Raw genomic sequence first — 11,331 nt, forward strand, 5'->3', positions numbered from 1 at the left:
TACACTTTACTAAATGCAAATTTACTATTTAAAGTTCGTATACCTTCTACAAATTTTGAACAAACTGTTGAAGATACCTAAAGTATCCTTTTGAACGCAATATCTCGATACTTAGAAAAAAACTCCCTACCACATGGGGAGTTTTTTTCTTTCTTATACTTCAAATTCTAGTTGACAACATGTTTGATTTTTTTATTTTTTAAAGCTATATAACTCATTGTATTTTCATCATATTTTCATTTTTCTTTTTTATAATGTACTTTGTAAAAAGAAAACTAATCTGTTCATCAAACATAGATAATACAAGTCGTACGATTAGTTACGCTCACTTTACTAATCATACGGTTTTTGATCATAAAAGATAAAATGATTCCTATGTAAATAAATGCATTCACAGAGACTACTTTCTGTGAATGCATTTATTTACATAGGGCAAACTACACAAGATGTATAAAAACATCACAACTAACTTATGTCATGAAAAAACTATTGGTCCTTAATGGGCTAGTAGTTTTTTCTGTTTTCAAGCTGTATATGGTATACAGCCTTAGTTAACATAAAACCATTTACCAGAAGTAAATGCTTAGTATAGCAGCAGGATTAAGCCTGCTGTTATTTTATATTGATTCTAGAAAAATAATAATGTCCCAGATAATGGACATATACATAACAGTGATTAGGACAGTAATTTAACTGTCAATTCCAAAGAGGAGGGTGAAACATGTCTAAGATATGTATTATTGGAAATGGTTGTGCAGGAAAGACTACTCTAGGGAAAAAGTTAAGCCAAGATCTTTCACTTCCATTCTTTGAAATGGATGAAAAACTAAAATTTTTAAAAACAACTCCTTCTCCTACCAGGCAACAAATCAGACATTTTTCAAGAGAATTAAACAAATTATTGGATAAAGACACATGGGTAGTAGAAGGTTGGGGTTATAAAGAAACTTATGAAGAAAGATTTAAAAAAGCAGATATTATTATCTTTCTAGACGTACCTTTTCAAGTTTGCTTAGAGAGATGTCATAAAAGATTAGGTTCAAGTAATTTAGAAAATTTAAAACGAGGCGTAACAAAGTTAAACATATTCGATAAACATGTACGTCCATTGCTATTAAAGCTAATCCAGAAATATAAAAATGAACCTAAAAAAATAATCCTAAAGATTGATCAGGATTTCAAATATGAAGATGTATTGAGACAAATTAACATGAATACAGTGCCTATTAATAAGCAATCTGAATATCAAACAATAATTTGAGCAAACTACTCAAGATACGTGAGGTATCACTTTTAATAACTTGATACGTTACTGAAAAAACTCCTGGCCAACAGCAGGAGTTTTTTTATTTTTAAGCTGTATATGATATACAAAGTTAGTTAACATAATGACTCTTTCCGGAACACATACAAAAAGAGAACCCTTGGTAGGTAAGGGTTCTTCAAGAGGCACTCTTCATGAATTATGCAGCTTTTTATACATCCTTGATGTGAAAGGCTTTCGTCGAAGGATAAGTTGAGAAAGAATGAATAAAAAGTGCACCTTTTATTCATATGTGTAATTTCTTTAAATTAGCATTAATATCCAATATATGTTATAGTTGCAGTCATTACTTCAGATTTCAACGTATTTGAAGGCAACCTCACTCTCCTATGACAAAGATGAGGTTGCTCTTTTTATTTTGTATATATAGCAGCACATTCAAGATAGTCTTGAGTACATAACATAGTAATCTACTTATGTTCCATACTTAGAATACGTATGGACAAACCCTTATGAAAGGGCAATCTCGCTTGCAAATGCCGAGATTGCTCTTTTATTTTTAACGGACAAGTTAGAGTCTTGTACAAAACTACACTTTAAATTTTACTAAGCTAAAGGATATAACAAAGGTCTCTCGAATTTATTTAAATAAAATTGTATTATATAAAGAACACAAAAGGATCACAACGATCACACATTAGGAACGGAGGCCAAGTATGAATGAGAAGCAGGATACGATAAACGCTGAAGAAATGGCCAAGCGATTAAATACAACTTCCAGTAATATTAGAAAATGGTGTATCGAGCTAGAAAAGCATGGATATGAGTTTGTTAAAGATAACAGAAAAAAACGTTACTATTCTGTTACCGATCAGTCCTTATTATCAAATCTGAAATATGCTATTCAAGAAAAAAAATTATCTCTTGAGATAGCTGCAATGACTGTTATAAAAGGATTTGACAGAAACCGTTCCTCATCAGGAACACAAGAGGAACACTTAAAAAAAGAAGAAAATAACCGTGAGTTAAGTGTGACCCAAGAACATAACAATCGCACAACAGATGCTGTATTAAATACAATGAAAAATCAATTTGAACAGCAACAATCTATTAATAATAAATTATTAGAAATGTTAGATCATTATAAAACTTCTTTAGAAGAGTCTGAGAACAGGAGACGCTCAGAACAGGAACAGATGAACAAACAGTTAAAAGAACTTGAAGAACGCTTGGCCATCAGAATCAGTAATCGAGATAAAGAAATGATGGAATATATACGTTCTTCTCAAAAACAACAGCAAGAGCAATATTTAGAAATAGCTGCTACACAACAAAATGAAGAAGAACAGAAAAAAGGATTTTTTGCTCGATTATTAGGTAAGTAAAATAAATGGTTTGGAAGGCTGTCTATAGAGATGGCCTTTTAATTTCAAGCTTAAAACTAAATGTGTGCCTGATGAATCATACATTAAGAACATAAAAATTGGTCCGCCTTGAGGCGGCCATCTTGCCTTAATGGCTGATTTTTTAAAACGAAAAAAGTATAAAAAGACCCTTGCAATTCTAACAGCGAATTGCTATTAAATAATAGTGATAATAGGGAACAAAACAAAAATTCACTCCAAACCCTTGATATGACTAGTCTGAAGGCAGTTTTAGGGGTGTATCGTTTTCGATACAAAAACAAACGGAAATGTATCGTTTTCGATACACCTAATATTTAACAAAATAAAAAAGCACTTTATTTTTCAAAGTGCTTTTTAAAGAAAAATAGTATTAAAAGAATCTAGCTGGTAATTTTACCTTTTTACCGTTTTGATCCTTAAGGTTTTTTAGAGAGTTTTGGAATAAACGCATCGTTAATCTATCTAATTGAACTTTGTTCTTGCGTGGCGCACAAATCATAATATAAGGATTTACAATCCATGTGCGCGGACTAACAGTACGTCCGTTGTCGATTATTTGTCCTGCTCCTTCTGGATTAAGTAAAATCTCTTTCTCTTTTAAAGATTGCATTATTTTTGATGTATTGGCTCTTGTTTTACCAATCATTTCAGCAATATCAGAAACTGTTGCGGACTGAACAAGTTCATAATCATCTTCAAGATCTACAGTATTCTTCTTATTCTTTTTAAACTTATCTTCTCTTCGAATAATTGCATTACTTTTAAATTCTAAATATGGTTGAATTCTAAATAAGAAATCCCCTTCAGCTTGTGTTAAATAATCAATCTGATTTAATAAATCTAAATTCCTATGCATAGTCTGATTAAATGGCTCCCCTGCAAATGGATCTTTACTAGTTCCAACAAAATGGTCTTCACCTGTAATTTCTTTTAATTGCTCTAATAATGATTTTTTTAGATCTTCTGCTTTTTGAAAGGAGTTTTGATCTTTTTCAAAGTCTCTTAGTCTGGCTTTTTGCTCAGCTTTATCTAACGAATTTTGTAAATCACTTACTTTTTTCATTTTTATAATTCCCCCGGTTTTTGTGGAAGGAATTAACCAACTTATGTTATAATGCTTTTATAATAATATGTACAATAGAAGGTTAACCCCTTCCTTAATATTTGTTTAAGAAGAAGTCCTCCGAGTCGACCAAAACTTGAGGGCTTTTTCTTATGTCTAATTTTCTACCAAATCTTTCATGAATGCAAGGCTATTTCGACTCCATTCGATGTTTTAATGTTGCAAGCAGCTTATCATCCACTCGCTTAGGCTTGTACCCCATCCGATCTACCAAAAGACCCTCTATGAGCTTCATACGAGCCGTATAAAGGCGATATTCGCTTTCTCCGAACTCTATGACACTTTTATCAATCTCAGCCCCATCTGGAGCTTTCTGAACCGTTCTCATCAAATTGTAGCTTTTTGAACGCTCTTCTCGAACTAATCGAAGCAAGATTAATAAATCATAAGTATGAAAACTTTGAAGCTCCTGGAATGACAAAGCTGAATCTTGTAAACTCACATATTCCTTAAGTTGAGGACGCTTTATATGTAAAGCTGCTCCACAAATAGAACATGCTTCATCCTTAAGATTATTTTCTGAATTACAATATGAACATTTCATCATAGGCTCCTACAGATCCTTATTCTTCAGAAACAGCTACTTCGGCTGCTGCTTTCTTTTTTTCTTTTACAACCACATCATGATTTAAAATCTTATCTTTGTTTTTACCTACATAAGATTGTAATGCCTTCGCAATCTTTTCTGCTTCTTCTTCACTTTGAATCTCAAAATATTTCTCAAAGATCGCGCCGACTTGAATCAGTCGTCTTGTTCTTTCTTTTCTCTCTTTTTCCTTTTTACGCGCTTCAACTTGTTGTTTCTTCGCTTTCATCTTCTCAATTTTCTCTTCTAACTCCTGAAGAATTTCTTCATCTGTTCGCTTCTTGGGCACCCGCCATCATCTCCTTTTCTTGTTCTCTAATGTTTAAATGGATTATATCAAAAATTGAGATAAATTGGTATCCTTAGCATAGATTCTCTCACCAGGATGTGGTATAATTCCCTTAGATCGAAGAGATAAGGGCGCACTTATACATCGTACCGATGTGTGCGGTTCCTTCGGAACAAAAAGACAAAACCAAAGACCCATTCGCCTAAATGGCGAATTACATAAAAGCTTTTTGCCTATCGGCAAAGATGAAATCACCATCTGACACCTTTGGTGTTCATGATGATGCTTTCATCAAAAACGTTGATTAACGCACTTTGTGCTCTCATCAACTTATTCCAAAAACAAAAATACTTACAAGTAAGGAGGAAAGAATCATGGCTATTTACCATCTGTCGATGCAAATTATCAGCCGTTCAAAAGGACAATCAGCTGTCGCTGCAGCTGCTTATCGCAGTGGCGAAAAACTACATGATGAACGTACGGACGAGCAAAAGTTCTATGCTCGCCATGTACAACCAGAAACCATGATTCTGACCCCTTCCGATGCGCCAGAATGGATGAAAGACCGTAATCGTTTATGGAACGAAATTGAAAAAGTGGAGAAGCGAAAAGACTCACAACTAGCACGTGAACTGAACATTGCTTTGCCTATTGAATTAGATCGTAAGCAACAAAAAGAACTGATTCAGTCCTTTGCACAATATGAGTTTGTTCAAAAAGGAATGGTGGCCGACATCGCTATCCATCGTGACGATGTAAATAACCCTCACGCTCACATCATGTTAACAATGAGAAACTTAGAACAAGATGGCTTTGGCAAAAAGAATCGTGATTGGAATGCTGATTTTGCCAATGCAAAAGAAAATAATCGTGGGTACGTCAAAAATAGCGAAGGTTGCCTATCCATTCGTGAACAATGGGCGAACTATGCAAACCAAGCATTAGAACAAGCCCAAAGTAAAGAGCGTATTACGCACCTTTCTCATGAAAAGCGTGGACTTGAAGTTCTTCCAACCATTCACTTAGGGCATGTGGCTCATGATATGGAGAAGAAAGGGAAGCAAAGCGAGCGTGGCCAAGTTAACCGAGAGCGCCAAGAGTATAACCAAGTCGTTATAGACCTACAGGCTTACCGCCACCAAAAAGAAGCTCATCTACAAAAAATGAAAGAAAAAGAGAAGCAATTTAGCTTCTCTACAGATGTTGAGAAAACACAGATTCAAAAGGCTGCCTCTCTTTTAAACCAAGAAGTCGTTTCCTTGGAAGGTGTCTACAACCGCCATGAAGAACTACGAAAAATGAGCAATCGTCACGACCCAATTGAACGTCATTTCCATGTTCAACAACAACAGTTCCTTAACGTCAGTAATTCTTATGACCGTGTTAAGGATTTGGAACGTGAAATTAAGCAGAATGAAGAGAAAGTAGACGAACTCAAGGGATCACTCAATCCGTTTAAAATGAAAGAAAATAATATGATGAAACGTCGTTACCTTGATAAAATCTCTGATTTAGAAGGCAATAAAGCAAACTATGAAAGCAGCATCAAAGAATACAAAGAATCTCTTCGTTTTTCAAATGAAGAAGAATTCTATGAACGCTATAGAGATTTCTCCCAACAGAAAGAGGATCGTCTGCATCAAATTAAATACGAGAAAAAGCAAATTCAAGTGGAAACAAAAATACTGTTACAAGCTGAGGAAGCCATTAAAACAGCTAAAATTCGTGAAGTGAGCTCTCACTATCCGGATTTAAAGATAGCTGGAAAATATTTAAGCTATGGGAATGCATTAAAACTAGAGAAACATATAGATATGGCCAAAAAGACTCCTGTAACGTTAGAAGTCATTGAAAAAGCAATTAAAAATCAACAAGACGATCTATACAAGCTAAAGAAAGACCTAAAAATCTTTCAGACGGAAAAAGATCATCTAGATAATATAAAAAGCCAAGTTACTAGCCTTGAAAAAGCAGAAAAAGAACTTGATACCTTAAGCAACAGCCCTGGCGAAGCAGCTAAACGCTTGGTTTCAAAGAAAGCACGTCAGCACTATGAAGAATTGCAACATGAGGCGAAGCATTACAGAGAAAATCTTAAAGAAAAAGGATATAAAGGGCTAGATGATTTAAACAAGCGACAAAGCGAAATTAGAGGACTTGAGCAAGAAGTAATCCCAACCATAGAAAAGCAGATAAAAACTAAAGAGCACATCATAGAAACAGTCTCAGGCATCTTTAATGCGATTCAACAAGCTACACGTAGTGAGGAACAAGCACAACAAAGCAAACACCTTAGAAGATTCAGAAGCAGCTCTATAAATAGAAACAAAAATCAAGGTCCAGATCTTAGCCTTTAATCGTTAAAAATCGTTTTTAAGGAAGCTAGGTGCGACTTAGAAACAGTGTTTATGCTACTGACTTTGTATAGTATATAAAATATTTGAACAAACTATTTACGATATTTCCAATAAATATCTCGTCCATAATAATTTCTTGTACGTGTTACCTGATAGAAAGACCTGCTGGGAGTAAACAGCAGGTCTTTCTATTTCTTTTATTCAAAAAAATAGTTGCCTTAAGGCAACTTAAATCAACTTAAAGTTTATTGAATATAGCTTTTAAAGCTTGTTTTTTATAGTATGTGCCCAGATTCTTATAAAGTTTTCAAGTTTTTCTTACCAAATACTTTTAAGGATACTGCACAGCCACTTGGATATATTAATTCTTGTGGAGGTGATAGCAATGGAAAACAACAAATATGCTAACAAGACTGCTTCAGGGACTGATATTCAACACGTGAAGCAAAAGAATGCTCAAGCTTCTTCTGGCAAATACGGTACAGAATTTGCAAGCGAAACTGACGTACAACACGTTAAACGTCAAAACGCTCAAGCTTCTGCAAATAAAAACCAAAATTCTAGTAAATAACAGAGTGTAAATGAAAAGGGTTCTTCCAATGACTATGGAAGAACCCTTTGGTATAATCAATCTTCTTTTAATTACCACAAAAATGTTACATATTAGCTCTAACTTTGAACAAACTACTAGATAAGCATTGTAAACTCCACTTACAATCTAATGTACAAATAGAAAAAGCTATCAGCCCTTAGGATAGCTTTTTTGTTTTTTGATCTGAAATAAAACGAAGTATCAGGAAAATATATTAATCCTCTTTTTCCTCATTTGCTTGATATTCTAAAATATCTCCTGGTTGGCAATCCAATGCTTTACAAATTTCTTCAAGTGTTGAAAATCTAACTGCTTTTGCTTTTCCATTTTTCAATATAGAAAGGTTAGATATGGTTATTCCAACTCTTTCTGCAAGTTCTGTTACACTCATTTTTCTTTTAGCTAGCATGACATCAATATTAATAATAATGGCCATTTTAATCACCTCAGACCGTTAAGTCATTTTCTGATTTTATATTAATTGCTTCTTTTAAAAGTTTTTGGAGGACAGCAGCAAACACTGCGATTACCATAGAAGCAAAAATAGGAACCATACCAAATACTATAAGGCCTGGAGCATCATCTTTGTCAGCCATAAGGAAGACAAAAGGGAACATAATTACATATAAAATACTAATTGTACTCGCACAGTATTTTATTTTCTTCAAAACATTTACTGAGATTTGAGAGAACGCCTGGTTTTTATCGATATAAGTTAAAAGTTTAAAAGCTTGATACAGCGCGATAAAAAATGGTATTGCAGATACGTACATAATAGATACACCAGGGTATAGTAGGTATGCATATTCAGGATTAGCCGGATTGTTTGCTAAGTGGATAATGCCAAATATACATAAAGCAAAAACTGGAATACTCATTAGTAAAACTGCAATTTTTAGAAATAATGTTGAACCTTTTTTCATAAAATACACCTCACATGTTTGTTTTCAAATAAACTATAACATCTAATTTGTTGTTTAACAATAAATTTTTATTTTTAAATATAAAATTATTGTTGTTTTATTTATATCTATTTGTGCCTTGAGTAATCTATTCAAAATAAGTAAATCATCAAATTAACAACTTCAATACACTCATTTTGAACGTTCTTTTGGATGATGGATTAAGAAATCAATTACATCTACTTTGCTAGTACTTGTACTATCTTTTAAAAAGCTAGCATTTATACTTTCACTTTCATTTAGCTAGCTAATACTAGCTGCTCCTGCATTATGAGTTAGCTTTTGTTCTACTCGCATTTCTTTTTGTTCTAAAAATATAGTGCTAGTATTTAAACACAAAATAATATCTCCTGCTAAAAGAAACACTCAAATATAGAACCATAGATAAAAAAAGCTCAAAGAACCTTTGAGCTTTTTCAAGAATGAAATTTTCCAATTAAACAATACTCTGACCAATAGGGACATGTCTAAGGAGCGTACCAATTTAATGAAATATTCGTGTCACATTAACATGATATGCGGGATATAAGGCACGTGTACCTAAAGGAAACAAGACTATTGGATGGTTTTTTTATGTAAGATTAAGTAAAAGTTATGCTCTATCCAAAATAAACATAGTATTTAAAAAGAAGACTAAACAACCTTACAAAATGAAACAGAAATAACACTTGGTCTCATAAGATCAAGTGTTATTTCTGTTTTGGATGAATTAAAAAACATATTCAACACAAATTAAAAAAGAAGAAGCTTTTAGTATCCATGAATGCGCATTAAAAAAGAAAAAATCACTTGAAGAAATAAGTGTTTTTTTCTTTTGTTGAAAGGAATCAAAATATGAAAAATCTATTTAAATATCTGTTCTATTTAATTGGCGGAGCAATTTGGATTAGCGTTTTAATATTCTCTATCTACACTGATCTTGCTAATGCTTACGGTTATAACCCTGTAAGTATAGAGGAATGAAGAAGTAAAAAGACTCAAAACTATAAAGAAACATAAAAATAAACAACCTGAACTACTCATGATGATTAAGGTCATCAATAAAAACATAGTTTGAACTAGAAGAAACTACTGCTAGTCCCAGTGGCTTCTTCTAGTTTCTATTTGTAATCTTCAAATTTATAAGAAGAAGTAACTGCTAGAAATTTTGATTCTAACAGTCACTTTAAACATTTAGAAAATAAAAATTTACTACTTTTGATTATTAGCTGCTGAAGAATTTATATTATTGCCTTTATCCTTTAAGTAGTCATTTACATTTATTGCACCATTTACATTAATGTTTCCATCTTTACTGCAATAGTTAATATCCATATTAAAAATATTTATTTGGTATGACATCCTCATATCTCCTCCTATCCTCTTGTGAGGCATTGTTTTGTTTTTGATCATTATCTGTAGAATCAGTTTCTTCGTCTTCATTGCTTTGTTCTTCACTTTCCTCTTGAATCTGTCCAATTAATGAAATAACAGATCCAATTGCCTGAATCCAACTCCCCACAACATCTAATGACCATATAGTGTTATGATTATCTTGTTTTTTCTTAGATGTTTCTTTATTCTCTATATAATTGCTTTTTAATTCATTTATACCACTTAAAGCTTGTAGTGAATTTCCAATAACTTGAAGTAAATTTCCAATGATATTATAGATTTCATTTATATTTGACGTATCTTGAAATTCATCTCCTAAAGCAGTAGCTCCACCTAAAGCTTGAATCCAATTTCCACTAATAATCAGTTTCTGTTGTGTTGTATCTTTAAAATCCACGACAAGCCCAGAAATTACGGTCACATTCCCAACAGATTGAAGTTCATTTCCAAGCCTCTCAAGATTCTCTTCTCCTTGTCCATCAGCCTCTAGAGCGTTTCCCACGGCCTGTAGTTCATTCCCTATCAAATTTAAATCTTTTCTGAAACTGCTTCCTAATGAACGGAAGGGAGTACTGCCTACAGCAGCTGTAACGGTTCCAATAGCTGCTAACCAAGCACCAAAGATTTCTTTTAACTGATTATCCATAATGATCTATCCTGTCGTTAAAGACATACTTTCTGATAATAAAAAGTACCCATTAGAATCTAAAATCCAAAGGGTACTTTTTTTAAAAAAACAAAATATAAGGATTCTAGGGCAATAAACTTAATACTAAGAGCAAAGTATAAGCCTATATTATTGTATTCACTAATAATCATATAGGTAACTTGCCTATACGAATAAAACTTCACTTCTCGAGAACACTATCCAAGATGATTCATATCATCATCTCGCCATAATCCATGAAAAAACTCCTGAACAGGAACCAGGAGTTTTTTCTATTTTTCGACTGCATATCACATACAAACCTAGTTATCATAATGGACTTCATTAGCAACAAGCTTTAAAATTCATTTTGTATACTACAATTGCAACCATTATTAGCAGGAGTGATTAGCAACTTGGCTCAATTTTTTTGTCAGATTTGCGATTCTGAATTTAAAAGTTATAACAAAAATGCAAAATATTGTTCTCAGAAGTGTAAAGGAAAGGCATATATCAAACATTCAATTAAAAAATGTAAAATCTGTAGGAAAGAATATAAACCAATACGAGCTACAAGTAAGTTTTGTTCTCTTAAATGTTGTGCTACAGATAAGAAAAATACAATTGTTCTTATACCCTTTTTTGTATCTATGAGATATTCTAATTTGACTACTAGTTTAGACCTTGAACATTTTTTATATTAGGACCCATAGCATCAATTAAAGCATTTCA

The 11,331-nt window shown here is 32.8% G+C and carries 10 protein-coding genes; 4 read left to right on the top strand and 6 right to left on the bottom strand.

Annotated features, from left to right (window positions below; genetic code table 11):
- Positions 1-721 precede the first annotated feature (721 nt).
- Both ACO1DI_RS21470 and ACO1DI_RS21475 read left to right on the top strand, forming a co-directional pair.
- Complete coding sequence (locus ACO1DI_RS21470) at positions 722-1,261, top strand: shikimate kinase (protein WP_228307915.1); 540 nt, start codon at positions 722-724, stop codon at positions 1,259-1,261.
- A gap of 719 nt (positions 1,262-1,980) precedes the next feature.
- The gene (locus ACO1DI_RS21475; protein WP_228307914.1) at positions 1,981-2,649 is read left to right on the top strand and encodes a hypothetical protein; all 669 of its coding nucleotides are present in this window, start codon (positions 1,981-1,983) and stop codon (positions 2,647-2,649) included.
- A 391-nt stretch (positions 2,650-3,040) separates the two neighbouring features.
- Here ACO1DI_RS21475 and ACO1DI_RS21480 read toward each other — a convergent pair whose 3' ends face one another.
- The 3 genes from ACO1DI_RS21480 to ACO1DI_RS21490 all read right to left on the bottom strand — a co-directional run bounded on the left by ACO1DI_RS21480 (position 3,041) and on the right by ACO1DI_RS21490 (position 4,668).
- Entirely contained in the window at positions 3,041-3,733 is a 693-nt protein-coding gene (locus tag ACO1DI_RS21480; protein ID WP_228307913.1) for a Rep protein, read from the bottom strand.
- Between the two features lie 190 nt (positions 3,734-3,923).
- On the bottom strand, positions 3,924-4,337 hold the full coding sequence (locus tag ACO1DI_RS21485) for a hypothetical protein (protein ID WP_228307912.1): 414 nt from the start codon (positions 4,335-4,337) through the stop codon (positions 3,924-3,926).
- A gap of 19 nt (positions 4,338-4,356) precedes the next feature.
- On the bottom strand, positions 4,357-4,668 hold the full coding sequence (locus ACO1DI_RS21490) for an NIP7 pre-PUA domain-containing protein (protein ID WP_228307911.1): 312 nt from the start codon (positions 4,666-4,668) through the stop codon (positions 4,357-4,359).
- A gap of 374 nt (positions 4,669-5,042) precedes the next feature.
- On the opposite strand from ACO1DI_RS21490, the gene mobQ reads away from it, so the two are divergent.
- Positions 5,043-7,025, top strand: a complete 1,983-nt coding sequence (gene mobQ / locus ACO1DI_RS21495; protein WP_228307910.1) for a MobQ family relaxase — start codon at positions 5,043-5,045, stop codon at positions 7,023-7,025.
- Positions 7,026-7,410: 385 nt separating this feature from the next.
- Entirely contained in the window at positions 7,411-7,596 is a 186-nt protein-coding gene (locus tag ACO1DI_RS21500; RefSeq protein WP_228307909.1) for a gamma-type small acid-soluble spore protein, read from the top strand.
- 235 nt (positions 7,597-7,831) lie between these two features.
- Here ACO1DI_RS21500 and ACO1DI_RS21505 read toward each other — a convergent pair whose 3' ends face one another.
- The 3 genes from ACO1DI_RS21505 to ACO1DI_RS21515 form a co-directional block, all read right to left on the bottom strand.
- On the bottom strand, positions 7,832-8,053 hold the full coding sequence (locus tag ACO1DI_RS21505; RefSeq protein WP_226556638.1) for a helix-turn-helix domain-containing protein: 222 nt from the start codon (positions 8,051-8,053) through the stop codon (positions 7,832-7,834).
- A 10-nt stretch (positions 8,054-8,063) separates the two neighbouring features.
- Complete coding sequence (locus ACO1DI_RS21510; RefSeq protein WP_226556637.1) at positions 8,064-8,540, bottom strand: DUF2975 domain-containing protein; 477 nt, start codon at positions 8,538-8,540, stop codon at positions 8,064-8,066.
- Between the two features lie 1,354 nt (positions 8,541-9,894).
- Complete coding sequence (locus ACO1DI_RS21515) at positions 9,895-10,599, bottom strand: DUF6944 family repetitive protein (protein WP_423145603.1); 705 nt, start codon at positions 10,597-10,599, stop codon at positions 9,895-9,897.
- Between the last annotated feature and the right edge of the window lie 732 nt (positions 10,600-11,331).

It is taken from the genome of Priestia sp. 40, from assembly GCF_049368575.1.
GTDB lineage: Bacteria > Bacillota > Bacilli > Bacillales > Bacillaceae_H > Priestia > Priestia zanthoxyli.

Coding starts and splice junctions, on each gene's coding strand:
- ACO1DI_RS21470 (WP_228307915.1), top strand. CDS start 722: ATGTCTAAGATATGTATTATTGGAAATGGTTGTGCAGGAAAGACTACT.
- ACO1DI_RS21475 (WP_228307914.1), top strand. CDS start 1,981: ATGAATGAGAAGCAGGATACGATAAACGCTGAAGAAATGGCCAAGCGA.
- ACO1DI_RS21480 (WP_228307913.1), bottom strand. CDS start 3,733: ATGAAAAAAGTAAGTGATTTACAAAATTCGTTAGATAAAGCTGAGCAA.
- ACO1DI_RS21485 (WP_228307912.1), bottom strand. CDS start 4,337: ATGAAATGTTCATATTGTAATTCAGAAAATAATCTTAAGGATGAAGCA.
- mobQ (WP_228307910.1), top strand. CDS start 5,043: ATGGCTATTTACCATCTGTCGATGCAAATTATCAGCCGTTCAAAAGGA.
- ACO1DI_RS21500 (WP_228307909.1), top strand. CDS start 7,411: ATGGAAAACAACAAATATGCTAACAAGACTGCTTCAGGGACTGATATT.
- ACO1DI_RS21505 (WP_226556638.1), bottom strand. CDS start 8,053: ATGGCCATTATTATTAATATTGATGTCATGCTAGCTAAAAGAAAAATG.
- ACO1DI_RS21510 (WP_226556637.1), bottom strand. CDS start 8,540: ATGAAAAAAGGTTCAACATTATTTCTAAAAATTGCAGTTTTACTAATG.
- ACO1DI_RS21515 (WP_423145603.1), bottom strand. CDS start 10,599: ATGGATAATCAGTTAAAAGAAATCTTTGGTGCTTGGTTAGCAGCTATT.